Origin of the sequence: Vibrio sp. 10N.222.55.C7 (assembly GCF_041473335.1) — a bacterium.
In the GTDB taxonomy this organism is placed as follows: domain Bacteria; phylum Pseudomonadota; class Gammaproteobacteria; order Enterobacterales; family Vibrionaceae; genus Vibrio; species Vibrio crassostreae_C.
Genome location: NZ_JBFRSC010000011.1, coordinates 34343 through 50337 on the forward strand (window position 1 = coordinate 34343; position 15995 = coordinate 50337).

The 15995-nt window shown below is 39.2% G+C and carries 10 protein-coding genes and 4 pseudogenes; 12 read left to right on the forward strand and 2 right to left on the reverse strand.

From position 1 onward, the window contains the following. Positions 1 to 61 precede the first annotated feature (61 nt). The 4 genes and pseudogenes from AB4482_RS04235 to AB4482_RS04250 form a co-directional block, all read left to right on the forward strand. Positions 62 to 215: pseudogene (locus AB4482_RS04235) on the forward strand (DDE-type integrase/transposase/recombinase); the annotation flags it as partial. A 59-nt stretch (positions 216 to 274) separates the two neighbouring features. After that, a pseudogene (locus AB4482_RS04240) lies at positions 275 to 507 on the forward strand (hypothetical protein); the annotation flags it as partial. 543 nt (positions 508 to 1050) lie between these two features. Then, positions 1051 to 1227, forward strand: a complete 177-nt coding sequence (locus tag AB4482_RS04245) for a hypothetical protein (RefSeq protein WP_016800056.1) — start codon at positions 1051 to 1053, stop codon at positions 1225 to 1227. A 144-nt stretch (positions 1228 to 1371) separates the two neighbouring features. Beyond that, positions 1372 to 2001, forward strand: coding sequence for a winged helix-turn-helix domain-containing protein (locus AB4482_RS04250; protein WP_016800058.1), 630 nt, complete (start codon positions 1372 to 1374; stop codon positions 1999 to 2001). 64 nt (positions 2002 to 2065) lie between these two features. Here AB4482_RS04250 and tnaA read toward each other — a convergent pair whose 3' ends face one another. Then, positions 2066 to 3481, reverse strand: a complete 1416-nt coding sequence (gene tnaA / locus AB4482_RS04255) for a tryptophanase (protein WP_029203693.1) — start codon at positions 3479 to 3481, stop codon at positions 2066 to 2068. Positions 3482 to 3821: 340 nt separating this feature from the next. Here tnaA and AB4482_RS04260 point away from each other — a divergent pair, with 340 nt between their 5' ends. The 6 genes and pseudogenes from AB4482_RS04260 to AB4482_RS04285 all read left to right on the forward strand — a co-directional run. Then, positions 3822 to 5165, forward strand: a complete 1344-nt coding sequence (locus AB4482_RS04260) for an opine metallophore biosynthesis dehydrogenase (RefSeq protein ID WP_017102562.1) — start codon at positions 3822 to 3824, stop codon at positions 5163 to 5165. A gap of 82 nt (positions 5166 to 5247) precedes the next feature. Then, positions 5248 to 5679, forward strand: a complete 432-nt coding sequence (locus AB4482_RS04265) for a GNAT family N-acetyltransferase (RefSeq protein ID WP_016800061.1) — start codon at positions 5248 to 5250, stop codon at positions 5677 to 5679. Positions 5680 to 9276: 3597 nt separating this feature from the next. Next, entirely contained in the window at positions 9277 to 10302 is a 1026-nt protein-coding gene (locus AB4482_RS04270) for a hypothetical protein (protein ID WP_016800063.1), read from the forward strand. Then, positions 10299 to 11213: an AAA family ATPase gene (locus AB4482_RS04275; RefSeq protein ID WP_102258280.1), complete on the forward strand. Its 915-nt coding sequence runs from the start codon at positions 10299 to 10301 to the stop codon at positions 11211 to 11213. The genes AB4482_RS04270 and AB4482_RS04275 overlap by 4 nt, the downstream gene beginning before the upstream one ends. 125 nt (positions 11214 to 11338) lie before the next feature. After that, positions 11339 to 11599, forward strand: a pseudogene (locus AB4482_RS04280) (resolvase); the annotation flags it as partial. A gap of 91 nt (positions 11600 to 11690) precedes the next feature. Further along, a pseudogene (locus AB4482_RS04285) lies at positions 11691 to 11927 on the forward strand (recombinase family protein); the annotation flags it as partial. Positions 11928 to 12933: 1006 nt separating this feature from the next. On the opposite strand, the gene AB4482_RS04290 reads toward AB4482_RS04285, so the two are convergent. Beyond that, a complete protein-coding gene (locus AB4482_RS04290) occupies positions 12934 to 13119 on the reverse strand; it encodes a hypothetical protein (RefSeq protein ID WP_016800066.1) in 186 nt (61 codons plus the stop codon). 1086 nt (positions 13120 to 14205) lie between these two features. Between AB4482_RS04290 and AB4482_RS04295 the strand changes: the two genes are divergently transcribed. Together AB4482_RS04295 and AB4482_RS04300 are read left to right on the forward strand one after the other, a co-directional pair. Beyond that, a complete protein-coding gene (locus AB4482_RS04295; RefSeq protein ID WP_372180580.1) occupies positions 14206 to 15411 on the forward strand; it encodes a DUF1611 domain-containing protein in 1206 nt (401 codons plus the stop codon). Further along, positions 15408 to 15995: alanine racemase (locus AB4482_RS04300; RefSeq protein ID WP_372180582.1), on the forward strand; the 588-nt coding region annotated here is incomplete at its 3' end. The genes AB4482_RS04295 and AB4482_RS04300, both read left to right, overlap by 4 nt.

Here is a 15995-nt window from a genome sequence, read left to right on the forward strand (position 1 = left end):
AAAAGAAAATCCAAGAGTTAGAAGCCCATATTAACCGATTAGAACGAGAAAAATCCGTACTCCAAATAGTGTTTGGTGCGGCGATATTACTTATCTTAGGTCTGGTTCGAAGTGGGCCTACTTAGCAGTAGTGCTTGACCTATTTAGTCGACGCGTTGTGGGCTGGCCTTTATCAGATAAGTCCAATGCTGAATTAGCATCTAAAACTTTAGGGCTGGCTTAGAAGAAACGGGGGCGGCGAAGAACATGATGTTCTATTAATATCAAGGATGCCAGGACAACTCAAAGCATGAGCCTTCGTGGTAATTGTTGGGAAAACACTCCCATAGAAGGTTATTTAGAAGCTTGAAAGCCGAGTGGGTACCAGAAACAAGCTACCTGGAACAAGCTCAGGACAAGAAAGACAACGGCTATTACCTGATGAGTCCTTACAATCGGCAACGCCCTCAAGAAAATGATGGGTTGTCACCAGTTAATGGCCCTTCAGCCAGTGTCCTGTACTTTTGACCACTACACCCCCTAGAACAATCAATATTCCGCCGACCATCAAAGACCATAAGCTAACCTATTTTATTTTTTAGTGACCCAAGTTCAAGCTAGACGCCCCCAAAACGCAATGAAATCTGTACTACTAAACATTAGATTAGTAAGTACACCAAAAAATGAATAGCTGCAGCTCGATTAAGAGTTCCGATTCTTTCGTAACGAATTGAGGAATAAAAGCAAAATAACAGGCTCAAGGGATCTCGTAGACAGAGAAGAAGCAACTATATAAAACAGGAAGAATGAGAGTATTAGTCAAAAATTTATTGTTGTTTAACCCTCCAAAACCCCAGTTTTAAAAAACTAAAATATCACTATAAATAGATGATTTTTTTGATAATTTATTTATAAATTATCAAAAAAATCCTATGAGGAATGGCCTAAATTTTAGCCATTGCCAAATGGGTAATCTAAAATTATTAATAATCATTTTTTATTAAAATTCATTCATCTACACAGATAAATTAGAGATGTGTATATGAATAAATTTTCAAAAGGACTACTAATATGGAAACACTGATCTGCCGCTCTTTTCAATCATTTATAGATTTCTGCGATAACGATATTGTTAAAGGAAAAAATATCCACTGCACTTTTAAGGCCTGTAAGGAGAAGGACTGGCGTTGGATGCAGTTTTACCTAAACGACAAAGGAGGAAAAGAGCTGACCTTTAGCTTCATATGAAACAAAACGCCTTAACTAATATTTCGTTTAACTTCAAATTTATTCAAAATTTTGTAAATAGTATTCAAAAAATGAGCCATTATATAAAGCACTAGAAAAACTAACTGTCTTAACCATCGCTCTCTAGAAATATGGAGAAACACTATGTTAAAAGCGCATCTCGAAAACCTACAATTACCTATAGGTAATTGTATATTACACAGGGATGAATCAGGGGCTCAATTGATGCTTAGCAATCAAAAGTCATTTTCAATTACCCTACCTGAAAGCTGTATCCTTGAAACTCTGATTAAGAAAGAACAACTCATTTCAACCAAAGAAGAGTTAATTATTGCCGCTTGGGGGAGCCCAGATATCATCGGGCCTAACTCTTTACCAGTCGCGATAACTAACCTAAGAAAAGTTCTAGACCTTGATAGCATCAAAATCGTCAACATCCCAAGAAAAGGTTACAAGATTCATATTCCTGAATTTGAAACCTCACTAGACCCGCCGAGAGATATAAAGTTACCACGTCACTCTAAGTTTTCGTGTCCTCTCAAAAAAGCAACCAATCATCTAAAATTATACCAATGGACTTTCATCGGCTTATCTTCAACAACCCTCGCGGTCCTACTAATCAGTTATTTCTATTTTCGATACGAACTTGAAGTTGTTAACGTGAACCTTAATAATCAATCAAGCCAAATCTGTTTAACAAAAAAGGATGAACTGAAATTAATCCTCGCCTCTTCCCAAGTTCAGGCAAGCAAAAAACCTTCAATAAACCCCTAACACCTCGTCAATTTAGTTATTAATAACTAAATCCCCCCTTATTCACAGCAAAGGGGGGTACAACTTAGAGTGCAGGTTCTAACGTAGCGTTAAAATGTCTCAATACTTTAGGTTCATAAGTAAACTTCAAACCTGAAATAGATGAGGCGCGTTTTTTCACTTCTTTAAAAGCAGCAATAATGTAATCAAGGTGAGCTTGCGTATAGGTTGCTCTGGGAATGGCTAAACGCAACAGTTCCGCTGGACAAGGCAGTTGTTCACCAGTTTCAAGGTCACACCCTTGCAATAAGGACCCTATTTCAGCCCCACGAATACCCGCCACTTTATAAAGCTCACAAGATAAAGCATGCCCAGGGAATTGTTCCGGCGGAATATGAGGTAAGAGCACACCTGCGTCAATAAATGCAGCATGACCGCCAGCTTGCTGGCAACGAACCCCTAACGCTTCAAGACCATTTACTAAATATTCAACTTGCTGAAGACGGGAAGCTAACCAATCTTCTTCCATCCCATCATAGAGTCCGACAGCTAGGCGCTCCATAGCACCGCCTTCAAGCCCGCCATAGGTTGGAAAGCCTTCCAATAGCACGCATAATGTTTTGCATTCTAATTGAACATCTAACAAGCTTTCATCTTTGAAAGCAAGCAATCCCCCAATAGGAACCATCGCATCTTTTTTCGCTGACATAGCAAAGATATCGGCATATTTAAAAGCTTCGCTAGTTATCTCTTGAATGCTCCATTCAGCATATCCCTCTTCGCGTTGCTTTACAAAATAGGCGTTCTCTGCAAACCGTGCACAGTCCATAACTACGGGAATATCATAAAACTGCGCTAACTCATAAACAGCCTTCAAATTGGCAAGAGAAACTGGCTGACCACCTGCAGAATTGCAAGTAATCGTACTCACAATATAGGGCACATTTTTAGCCCCGATCTCTTCAATGCCAGACGCGAGCGCTTTCAAGTCAAAATTGCCTTTAAAATCTCTCTTAACTTCAGTATTAAAGGCATCACGAGAAGGCACATTCATCACACGACAGTTATTTTTTTGAGTGTGCCCTTGAGTGGTATCAAAAAAGTAATTTGAAAATGCGGCCATCTTTTCTCGTTCTAGCCCCTTATCTCGTTCACGCTTATTGATCAAGGCAGGTACATACAACTGTTCAGCGCCACGTCCTTGGTGTGTAGGGATAGTAAACTGATAGCCAAATATATCTTTTACCGTTTGGCTAAGCGTCCGATAGCTTCGACTGCCGCTGTACGCTTCATCACCTCTCAACATTGCGGATTGCATGGCCTGCGTTACTGCCCCGGTGCCACTATCGGTCAGTAAATCGATAAACACTTTATCGCTATCTAACAAAAAAGGATTGTACCCCGCTTTCATTAACGCCAGCTCTCGCTCTTGTTCTGTTGTTCTTTTAACTGGTTCAATAACCCGGATTCGATACGGCTCCGGCAAATAGTGTGAATCCATAGGCTGTTCTTGATTGTTGCTAATTGCTGACATAGGGTTCTCTCCAAACATTTTCCAACGATTAAGGGTAAGTTGGTTAGAAATAACTAAAGAAGCCCATTATTCGGACACCCAAACCTCTCCTTCCCAACTTAAATAAAGATTAATCAAATAAATAAAATTTGGTATTAATTTCAGCGTAAATTAAATATTAATAAACATATTAACAACACCTAAAAGCCCTCTAAAAAAGCATCATAGCCATGAGAAAACCTGACCAAATGACATCACCGTTTTTTTAATTAATAAAGATAATTAAATAAACAATGGACTTAGAAAGTAGCACTATAAAAGTAGTGGTATGAGAATGAAAAATATACCTAGAGCATATAAATTAGAAGGAAAATGGAAATATGGAGAGCCCATTATGATACTAGGGAACACATTGGTTGCTGGAGCGGGGCCGGTCGGCATTCAAACTAGCCAAATTATGGCTCCTCTTAGTCAAAAAATAGCCCTCATCGGCAAAAGCTCCCCTCAGTGGGAAAATAGGCAAAGATTAATCAAACAACACGGATACGTTGTTTGTTGTGAGGTGAATGAACCACAATTAGCGACACTAGTCGGATTAGTTAAGTTTAATGAACTTTATACAGAGCTCTCTCCCCTTCCCTCCTCTTGGGATACGTTAGTTTTAGCCACTCCAGCTCACGCCTATTGTGATGTGTTGTCTTCCTTTTCTGAAATTTTATTAAAGAACTTAAAACAAATCATTCTTATGTCCTCAATGCTCGGTGGGTGTCTTATTTTAGAAGGAATGTTAAAAAAGAAAGGAGCCTCTCCAAATATAATGCTCTTCTCTAGCTACTTTGCGACGTCTTATTTTACTTCTAACCCGACGGACAAAAATAGGGTCCTCACGGTCAGAACCAAAACAGTAAAAAAACGAGTTTATATTTACCAGTCTAAATCCAATGATGGTTTATTGAGCGCCTTGCGAAACGCTTTAGAAAAAATTGATGTTCAAGTCATCCCTTTAGATAACTCGTTCAGTGTGGAAGGCAGAAACATTGCTACTTATGTACACCCTGCTTTTATTATCAATACGTTTTCATTAGATCACATTTTGTCTAAGGAAGACGAAGTTAAGTACATGTATAAACTGTACCCAGAAGGGCCAATCACCATGAGTTCGATTAGGGATTTACTACTGCACTGGAAATCAGTTTCTCGCCTACTTGAACATTACTCAGCTCAACCGATTAATCTACTGCAGTTGCTAAATGATGAACATCACCGAGTACATGAAAAGACTATCCCCAAGGACAAAATAGTCTCTTTCAACGAGCTTGATGAGATAGAGCAGGAATATCTACTCTACATACGATATAGCACAATCCTGATAGACCCAGACCCGTTTTCAAAAGGTAAAACCTTTGAGGTTTCAGCCAAACCTTATATCAAAGGAAAAGTTAGAAAAGGAAGACTACTACTCCCCAGAACTCCTCTAGAAGACCTACAGACCCTTTATTGGCTTAACCACTTAGTTCAAAGCTCAAGCCTAATCTCTTCTGTCACATTTCCCTCAATAGAAGTGTTTGAAAATTGGATAAAAGAAAGAAACCTACCAAATACGCTAATCCAGGCTTTAAAACAACGCGCAAAAGAATATTACGAATATGCAACCCCATCTATTAGCCCCTAGTAATTACTAGGGGACACACATATCTTTTAATTCGCATTTTAGCGTTTTGCTTCAAAAAGATAACAGGAAAAAGGAGATTAAGGTGTTAATAAGAAAAGCGACGCTCAACGACATATCCTCTATCAATGCTCTGTGTCACGAGCAACTAACAGGCAGCCACAGTAAAATTAGCCATTACAAGAGAGAGCAGAACGAATACAGCTTAAGTGATTACAATTTCAGTAAAATCAGAATCATTGATCTAGTTTTTACGGAATCAATGATGAAGGAGAAGCTAAACAATAAAAATATCTATTTTTTTGTCGCTGAAACAAAAAAGAATAAACAAGTCATAGGTTACCTAATGGTTAGTGTCCATCCTCCTAAAAAAAGGCCGGCTCTCCAACAACGTCTCCCATCTTTCTACGCTTACATCGAACGATTTTATGTGTCGTATAAATACCATGAACAAGGTATTGAGCTTGCCCTACTCAACAGCTTTGATTATTGGAAAAAATACAAATCAGCACACTAATCATTATCTTTCAAAAAACCATGAAATTTGTCAATGCTCAGGCTGAGCATTGACAAATTTTCCCACAATCAAATCAATCTAAAGCTGTTTTTCTATAAAAGCCCATCAAACCTTCTTGATACCCAATCAAAAAGAAAAGGGCGAAACTAATATTGCCAGTGAGTTGCGAAAAGACAACACACACCACTCCGACCCAAGCTAAAATAACGTATTCAATCGGTCACCAGTTATAAATTGCCCCAAGCCCCCTGGTTATCCCAAACCAAAGTAAAGGCGAGACAGCGAGTAACCAAGGAGTTTGGACCTCGATTTTTATATGTCGGTTGCACCAGAAAAAAATAGCAACATGAAGCGTCGATACCACAGCGTAAATCACACCGGTAATTAAGGTGTGACTGAGACACTACATTGTGCTTGGATACTGGTAGGAGGGCAGGGTAGGAGAGTATTAGAAGAGAACAGTTCATCTGCTTGGCATATGTGGCTTCAAACATCGAAATTAAAGCTAAGCGGTGTTCTGCTATTCGCTAGACAGATCTACGAGAGAAAGCCCTAATGCCTCACCTATGACATCTGAACAACTAGAAATTCGTGAATTTTAAAAGAAGGTATCTCGTCTTAAATAGGTTGACGATTTTTAGCAAGCCTGTAACGGAATTTTTTGTTTTTTCATACATATTATTTGGCCTGTTCATCTTACGAATGAAGGCGTCCGTTGACAATGACAACTAATGAACGCCCTCATCAGATTGAACATAAGTCATGTAGCTCACCAAAAACTCCTCTACCTTTGAAGAAAACATTTATTTTACCAAGTTCGGATGCTTTTTCATTCAATGCCTTTTTCATTGTTTTGGTGTAACTCCATTTTGGCTTAACCAGCAACCGCTCTTCTTGAAGGTAGTTAAACTAAACATCGCGGCCCAGGTTTATTCCTTTAGCTATCAATTGAGGTTTTAGTAAGAGAAGTGAAGCTTGTGAGTTCCTAGTCGAGACATGAAGCGCCTTAGTGCAAGCTCACCTTGACAATTTTTCTCTCTGATATACACATTAAAGATAAATATCGCGTAACGAACAAGCCCTAATTACGCTTACTTTCTTTTCGAAGGCTTCTTGCCGCCCTCGGTGATTTCGGCATCGTGCTCTTCCTTGAACTGACTAAATAATCCATTTCTCCTTTTTCAATGGTATCCACAACCTGTATTTAAAGCCTAGTATGTAATCTCGCTGAGTGCACTTAACGTAGTGTTTATTTGGGATGGTCATAATTAGTCCTCAATGTATAAACACATTTCAAGACGGGGAAAATATTAAAAAAACCACGACTCTGCTGATGGTTTAACAGTCGGACAAGAGATAAAGTTTATCGATGGCTTACAAGCTCGTCGGAAACCTAAAAATATCATGGACCGCAGCGGCCAAGGCTGTCACTAAATAAGTGGAAAGTATCATCAATTACTGCGGTGCTTCCAGATAAAAAACTTATCTCGACGAAAAAATTGCAGGGAGTAGGTGACAATCGAACGTTTTTTAGAAGCTTAAATACTAAGTAGATTCCCGCAATAAATTATCGCAGCTTTGCAGAGACTCAAAAAATCATCCAATACATAATTAGATATTCCAGCCAACTTAGGCCATATCAGTATAATGATGTTCTGACACCCATTGGCTCAGAACGATTGATTGTCTTGAAAACCGTGACCAATTTTATTGGACCACTATACTCTTGCCTCTAAAGAAAGATAAAGCCCCATTAAGCGATAAACGTAATTTCCCATCTAAGGGTTGATAAAGATTGCTACAAAGTTAGCGTGGTTGCATGACATTGGTATTCCTACAACGTTCGCGAGCTTGTTCGGTTGTGGAGTGGAACAGCACCTACCGACAATTTCAATTTAATACTCAGTAATTTCAGAGCAAGCTTCAGGAACACATTCGTCAAAGTTGGATTTCATTCACGCAACAAAGTTTAAGTCGATTTTAAAGTTAATCTTCTCAGGGACGACAGTAGAAATAGCCTCTGAAGCCAATTTCTATCCAAGAGTGAGAGAAAGGGGCGGTAAATTATAATTATTGACTTAACCTTTGAAATTCGAGAGTTCGTAATATTTGATTTCTGGCGTTGGCACTTAAGGTTCTTCCCAAGGCAAATTAATCCCACTGTCATTAATATAATCAGCGCTCAACACACACAACTCATCACAACACGAATCAACCTTTGTCCAATCCTAAATCTATAGGCCTCATCATTTGCTTGAGGAGGCTATTGCCGATTGTAGTAGCTCATCAGGTAATAGCGACTGAGCTTGTGTCCACTCGATTTTCAAATTTATGAATAACTTCTCCATGGGAGCATTGACGATCCCATGTCAATACTTACATCATAACTGAAAAATCTTTCAATATAATGGAGGGAAATTTACAAACGATATAGCGTTTCAAAAATCTTTGTGTTTCTCTTATCGAAAGTCCCTCTGCTTCTCTTCGCTACATATAGTTTTGTCTTAGGATCACTTCTCATTCTATCAAAACTACTGTCATCAGTGTCAGGATGTCTTTCCTGATGAAGTTTGTAACGAACTCACTTCAAAGAGGTTAGGTAAATGCAGACTCTTTGTCTAACCTCTGTAGATTAGCACATGCTGTAACCAACAATATCGCAGCTACACATGATCCACACCAAAGTGTTCCATTAATGTTGAAGCTCTTTCTTTAGTTCGCATGAGAGAAACTTTTCGTAAGTAGATTTAAATGATAAATAGGTTTGACTGCATAAAAAGTCGAGGAGACATAGCAAGCTCGTTTAATTCAGTCAGGCGCAGTGACGAGTAATGCATGAAACTGATTTACAGCCTGGGATGATCTAAAAAACGAAAAGATCTTCACCATAAGAGCCCGTATTAATAGTAGCGATTAACCACCTAGTTTAGTACCTAAGATCATTAGACCACTACAAACCCAACCCGTTTATCAATTACATGCAATTGGTAAAAAATATAGCTAAACATTAAAAGTAAGACATAAAATCATTAGATAACTAACATTTACCCAACAACTAACATCAAAAATCTCTCGAGATTTGATGTTAGTTGTTGGGTTACCGACTGAGCCTAAGTGAAGTTGGTATATCTTGAAACTAGATCCTAAAGTTTCTAGTTTCTTAGAGTTCATCTAAATGTATCAACATCTACCGATTCAATATCAACATCTACCGATTCAATATCAACATCTACCGATTTTATATTGATATTAAACGATCATACATATAAACATTTACCGAAATAAGATTTTTTAGTATTAACATTAGCCGATCTAAAAGGAAAGTAAGATCATTAATTTAAGTTAACTTATGATAATTAACCTAAATTGGTTATAAAACGATCAAAACATTAGATAAATTATGAATTAAATACATAGTTTGATCATTGTGAAGTAACTAAACATTTACCGAAACAAGTAGTTATTTACCGATATTTATACATAATTTATGTGACGAGCTATAGATATTTACCGAAATAATATAGACATCTACCGAAGTTGATGAGTTAAGTAAGGTTATCTGTTAAAATGATACTATCTCATTCTTAGGTAATGATCATGACCTTATCATCCAACTCTAGCCTGACGGTTATTAATGAAGAAGACCGAAAAAATCGGTTTATCTCATCGATTCTGTTCTCTCGAGCAACTATTTTTCATCCTGCTTCTCGTTTGACTTCAACGATGCAGTCAAAATTGATTCAAATTGCTCAGAGTGGTGGTACAGATCCAAATCACCCATTAGAGAGTGTTAATATTAATAGCTATGGGAAAAGCTTCAGGGTTGATCTACATGTAGATTATCTCCTACAACCTCATCGCGATATCCTCGAGACTATGCTGGCCTATGCTCAAACTATTCAACTCGACGATGCTTCTTATGAAGCGGGATCTCGTTTAAATTGGTCCCAAGTATATCAAACCATTTCTGATGGTGATATTTCTGACACTCAACAAGATGGTTTCGACTCTTTTATTGACCGGGATGCAACCGTTTTATCGATGAGTATGTATGAGCTAGCAACCCGAATGGGAATGGCGACAACTCGTCCGAACTACGATCAAATTGAGCGTCGTATTACTCAATTGGCAACGGCTCATTTGGTGATTAATGAACTCGATGAAGAACAGAACGTTGTAGGCAAAAAGCCCTTAGAATTTGTGCAAGATTACCGTTTCTATTGTGATCGAAGTAAATTCAAAACCGGCCGTAAAAACAGTAAGAATCTAACTAACCATGTATTCTTAGTGCCAGACATGCGCTTGCTACAAGCGATACGCGACCATGGTTACTATTATCGATTAGAACAACACAAAATGACCAACTATAGTAAACCGTCAGTTCGCTCATTCTTAAAATACATTACCACGCACAAAGCAGAATTTTTACATAACAAAAAGTTTGAATGGGCGCTCGATAGTTACATTCAGTCTATTGCTTCTAAAGTCAGCCATAGCTTCCGTAGCGATCTAAGAAAAGATTTGTTGGCCAATGCCGTGCAAATTGAAAAAGATTTTAGTCTTCAATTTCGCGATGTTGGTAATGGTATACAGATCTTTTATATTGGGGAGGGTAAATCATGATTACTCAATCTCTTGATAGCTTGATGTCTTCACCTGCGAGCCAAAGCCTAGAGTTCAGTATAAAAGGCTTACTCAAAGGGCATGTAGGTATGTTGATTGCCGCACCGAATGTCGGTAAATCTCACCTTGCACTTTGTATTGCGATGGAACACGCTTCTTCAATGTCTTTACTAGGGATGAGCGCGGCCGACAAACCGGCTAAAACCTTGGTACTGAGTTCAGAAGACGGGGCTGGCGTGATTCAATCTCGAATGAAAGAAAAGCTGGTTAATTGCACTGCCACCATTAAGTCAGAGCTAAAAAAAAATCTACATTTTTTAACGGACATTGAACCGATAGTGCTCCCGCCCGACAGCTCTGCACAAGAAAAAGTAGAACATAAGCAGTATTTAGAACAACTCAAACAAATTTTCTCTGAATTCGATTTAGTGATAGTAGACACCGTGACTGAGTCAATAGGCCGTTGTGAGGAAGTCAAACACGATCGCTTAATCAAAAATGTCTTCCAAAGCCTTGCCAGTGAATCAGGCGCTAGTTTATTGCTTGTTCATCATGTGAATAAAGAGGAAATTCGTGGTAATCAAGAAATTACCATGGCATCTGGGGCTGGTTTAACGTCGATAATGCGATTAACAAAGTGCTTATTTACGTTAAAGAGAAACAAGGATTTCCTGTCGATTAAGTACCTTAAGAGTAATTATTTACCTGAAAATGAAAATCAAGAGTTTGCGGTTGAAGTAAGACAAAACCTTACGATTAATCCACAGGTATTCAGTTTGAAATCCAAGACGTCTAAGTCTGTTCGATCGGTGCAAAGTATTAAGCAAAATCCAAAAAAAATTACGCTGCCTGGAACTATCCCGGAACAAGAAGAAATTGAAGAGCGTAAAAACCTCAGAGACGTTTTGTAAGCTAGCTCTCACATTTTCAAAAAGCACCGAATTTCGGTGCTGTCTTTTTGTCTGACTCTGTTCGCACTTTCTTATATCCGTTCACTTTTTTGTCTACCTTAGATAATCTTATTTAAGGTGAAAACATGGTGAACTACGCATATTTAGGAGTCTCTTCAGACAACCAATATGTAGCAAACTAAAAGCACGGGCTCTATGACTCTACCAAAAAGGTTGGGATAGGTAATTTGGTGTTTGTAGAAGTCAGCCGTATTGCACGTCTTACCTCACAAGTGCTCAAAGCACTCTAAGTGAGCATGGAAAATAAAATCATCGTCTATATTGCTAATCAGAATTTGCAACTGGATGGTTCAATGCTGTGTCGGATAATGGCAACAGTACTAGGCGCCAAATTTGGTTTTACTCTAGGCTTATTTCATGAAAATTGTCTATGTCCGTGTCAGTACCCAAGACTAAACGTCCGACGTTCAAATTTAACAGCTAAACCAGTTGTTGGGCTTTGCGAGGGAAGGGGACATTATTCACGTTACCAAAGTCGATTGAATGGCGCGTAATACCATCGATGCATTGCAAATTACCGCTCAGCTCGCGCAAAAGAAAGCCGGTTTGGTTTTTCATGATTTGTGCTATTTGGAGCTCAATAGCTATGTAGGCCGGATCATTTACACCACCAAGATGGAAAGAAAACACATCTTGCAGCGCTGTAATGAGGGGGTTGGCACGAAAATAGGGCTTGTTTTTTCCAGCTTTACGTTTCATGAAAACGGTTGAGGGGACGTTTAAGTGTACTGGGTTTTGTTTTTATGTTCGATGCAGTTTTTAGGAGGCCGCATGACAGTTTGTCCCACAAGATCCGCCGAGACATATCTAGGTGAATTCGACCGATTTTGACTCCACCGTAAAGGCGGTTTAGGTACATGAGGTGCTCGTTAAGGATTTCGAATCTACCGACTCCATAAGACTAGAAGACAATCTAGGTTAAGGTGTCAGGATTATATATTGTGACGGCGTAACAAGTTTTGAGCCGATGCGAGAAGATTACGTTTGCGAAGAAAGTAGAAAGGACGAGAGAAACAACGTTCGCGTATCGGCCTCTTCTCTTTATGACGACTAGGAACAGGCTCTTAACGTCGATATCACGTTAAATAATCGTTAATATTTACTTCATCAATTTGCTCAGGCTGTAAATAGTCATCAGTAAGACGTTTACAAACCCTCGAACTTAAAAAAAAAGCGAACAGAGCAGGGTCAACGCTTCAAAGAGATCGGCAATGGCCATGACTTTTGTGGTAAGAGGCATCTCTGAGCCCGTTAAGCCCATAGGTTACACTTACCATTAATTTTCTCATGGTGGCCTCCCGCAATTTTTGCCAAGTTTCGAATATGTTGTGGGAACGGTAGCTACTCCAAAATATGGATGGTTTGAACAATGTGATCGTTGATGATAAACCGTTCTTTCTCTGTTAACGTGCCGCTCTGAATACCTAAGTTGTGCATTTATCCTTTATTCGCCTGATATTGCTTCGGCTGGGTATTTATCTTTTTTCGTGTACTGCTTCATTTCTTCTGAAGATGTACCGAGTTGTTTACTTAAGGTTAGAGTCCACATTCGTGAGATGATATTAGGTTCAGTTGGTGTGATAAACTCTGCTCCCAAATTAAGCTGAGCTAAAAATTAAAAATATTGATTCAACTGTTCACAATTTTCTATTAGTTGATCTCACCATCCAACTGGATACGCTTGCACCAAAGACTTCAATTTCGTAATTTCTTCCTCACGTTTAAGAAGCTTGAAGCGTATTCTTACTTCGTGGATCCGGTTATAAATCGCTTCCAGTTTTGTTGCTTTTTTGACCACACCTTCGGGTGTCGTGATTTTTCCACAGTCATGTAGCCAACTCGCCATTTTCAACTCTTGCCACTCTTTTTGAATTAAGAAAAAAGTGGTCAAAAGGCGGTAAGGTAGATTCTTGAGCTGCGCGAGTTAACCACTCGGCTAAGATTGGAACACGTTGGAAATGGTTTCTGTATAAAGGGATTTTTTGTCTAATAATCCTGCAATAAATTTGATGAATTGGTTAAGGAGTCATGTATGGTTTATGGTGTGCACGACATGGAAATTTGATTCGATAGGGACAGCAAGGAGTGCCTTGAAAAGACATTTATTGCCAGAGTTTGTGTGCTATCCCGTCAGTAGCCTTGATTCATACCATGTACAACGTTGATTTGATGAATTTAGTTGACTTAGGCTGGCGCTGCCAACCGTAACCTTGATGTGCTTCGTTCTATTTTTAAGTATGCTGTTCAGCAGCGTCTTGTATGGAGAATCCTTGTGATGGCATTAAGCAAAACCGTAAAAAATAGCTTAATCACACATCTTAAGTATGGAAGAGCCAAAGCAGCTTAAAATCGTTTTAAGGTGCTAAAATTGCTCCTTTTAATGGGTTGTCTAATTTAAGAGGTGACGGGGCTGAGATGGTCTTTTGTCAAAAATGATGAATGGCACCGCAGTTGTTAGGTCATAAGCGTATTCCGTCAACGCTTCGTTTGCCCATGTGAATGATGCGCAAGTATCGCTATCTTCTGAGGCGATAGGGGAAGTCATTCGTGGAATATTATCAGGTCAGTTTATGAGTAAACCTAAAAATCGAAAAGTGAGAGCATCCAAACCTAAACAGACGAGCTCCCAAGCGCAGAGGAAGACTTATCAAAGCAATGCCAACACGTACTGATGAGGAAGTTGAACGGTTTAGGTATCTGTGTTGATATTAGGATGTTAATTGAGTCGATTCTCGGGCGATAACTCACTCTAGTAAGGGCTAATTTTCAAAGTGATAGACGCAGAAGTGTCTTAATATTAACCAACAATAGTCTGGTAAGTGTGTTACCTTGGTTTTTATCCCTACCGCTTAGTAGGGACTTCTTTTCTTTTCCGAACTCGCATCTCGGCACTCCTTAGTTGCCCTTCTAAGCCTCACCGCAGGCTTTAATTATGTCCATTTCAACCCAAAAGTTAAGAAACATCTTCAAATTCACTAGAATTGAAAATTTCAAAACCAACTACAATGTAACTCATATCGCTCCTTGGCTACCACTTGCTCAGAAAGTGAAACCTGTCATCCCTTCGGCAATTATATATTGCGAAGGTAATTTCGGTGAAATTGATGGTAAAACCGCTAATGGGCTAGTGAGGCATTCATTAAGCTATCGTATTCTATCGGTTATTGATAGTGTATCTGCCGGCTTAGATGCTGGAGAAGTACTTGATAACAAAGCCAATGGAATACCGATCCTTGCCAATGCTGAAGAAGCTATCATTCACGCGGAAAGCATTCCTGATTACTTCATCTTTGGCATTGCGCCATCAAGTGGTTTTTTATCTGACTTAGATAAAAGCATCATTTTAAATGCCATGTCACTAGGAATGAACATCGTAAATGGCTTACATGAATTCCTAACTGATGATCCTCTATTTTTAGAAGCTAGCTTAAAGAATAACGTTCGAATATTCGATACTCGCAAACCCAAAAGTAAAGGCGATCTGAAAACGTTTAGCGGGAAAATACATAACGTTAAATGTCCGAGAATTGCTGTAATGGGGACGGATTGCGCGCTAGGAAAACGAACAACAGCAACAATATTAGCGAATGAACTGACTAGAAAAGGCCTTAACGTCGTTCTGATTGCCACTGGTCAAACAGGTATTATGCAAGGCGCACAATACTGCGTTGCACTCGATGCTGTCCCTTCACAATTTTGTGCCGGTGAGTTGGAATCTGTCATTGTACAGGCCTATGAAAAAGAAAATCCGGACCTGATTATTATTGAAGGGCAAGGAGCCTTGAGTCATCCTGCGTTTTCAACCAGCGCATTTATCTTACGTGGCAGTTGTCCAGCGGGTGTGATATTGCAACATGCTCCTAAACGTTTATATCGTAGTGATTTTCCTGATTGCCCAATGCCTTCGATTGCCTCAGAAATCAATCTTATCGAAACGTTTTCTAATACCAATGTTATTGGACTAACACTGAATCATGAAGATATGTCTTTAGATGAAACCTGTCGTGCGATAGACAGCTACACTACCGAATTTGGTATACCGGTTACTGATGCATTATCACAGCCTGTCGAACATCTACTGCACATCGTAACGTCAGCCTTCCCTATGATAGCAAGAAAACTGGCCGCAAAAGGGTGAACTGCCCTAGATTAGACATTGATTGTGGGAAGATTCACCATAACGCTCAGTACCTGATCACTCAGCTCTCACTAAAAAATATATCCGTTACACCTGTAACAAAAGTCTTCCTCGGCCACCCTATCATCGCACAAGTTCTTATTGATGCTGGCGCAACAATGTTAGCCGATTCAAGAATGGAAAACCTTCAAAAGATGACTGAATCAGGCATTGCTATCCCTAAAATGCTGATACGTACGCCCATGCTAAGTCAAGTGGCGAGTGTAATAAAATACAGTGATATGAGTTTAAATTCTGAAGTTGAAGTAATTCAGAGGCTTTCACATGCAGCGGAACAACAAAATTGCCGTCACGGTATCATTATTATGGTTGAGCTTGGCGATCTCAGAGAAGGTGTGATGCCGAATCGCGTGATTGATTTTATCCGAGAGATTATTTCTTTACCGAACATCACGATAAAAGGAATTGGTGCGAATTTAGCCTGTCGGTATGGCGTCGCTCCAAATGAACAAAATATGAATATTCTTTCTGATCTTGCCGATGGAATTGAAGCTACATTTGGGGTCAATCTAGAAATTATTTCA

Excerpts from the sequence above, each read along its gene's own strand:
- AB4482_RS04245 (WP_016800056.1), top strand. The coding sequence starts at position 1,051 with ATGGAAACACTGATCTGCCGCTCTTTTCAATCATTTATAGATTTCTGC.
- AB4482_RS04250 (WP_016800058.1), top strand. The coding sequence starts at position 1,372 with ATGTTAAAAGCGCATCTCGAAAACCTACAATTACCTATAGGTAATTGT.
- tnaA (WP_029203693.1), bottom strand. The coding sequence starts at position 3,481 with ATGGATTCACACTATTTGCCGGAGCCGTATCGAATCCGGGTTATTGAA.
- AB4482_RS04260 (WP_017102562.1), top strand. The coding sequence starts at position 3,822 with ATGAGAATGAAAAATATACCTAGAGCATATAAATTAGAAGGAAAATGG.
- AB4482_RS04270 (WP_016800063.1), top strand. The coding sequence starts at position 9,277 with ATGACCTTATCATCCAACTCTAGCCTGACGGTTATTAATGAAGAAGAC.
- AB4482_RS04275 (WP_102258280.1), top strand. The coding sequence starts at position 10,299 with ATGATTACTCAATCTCTTGATAGCTTGATGTCTTCACCTGCGAGCCAA.
- AB4482_RS04290 (WP_016800066.1), bottom strand. The coding sequence starts at position 13,119 with ATGGCGAGTTGGCTACATGACTGTGGAAAAATCACGACACCCGAAGGT.
- AB4482_RS04295 (WP_372180580.1), top strand. The coding sequence starts at position 14,206 with ATGTCCATTTCAACCCAAAAGTTAAGAAACATCTTCAAATTCACTAGA.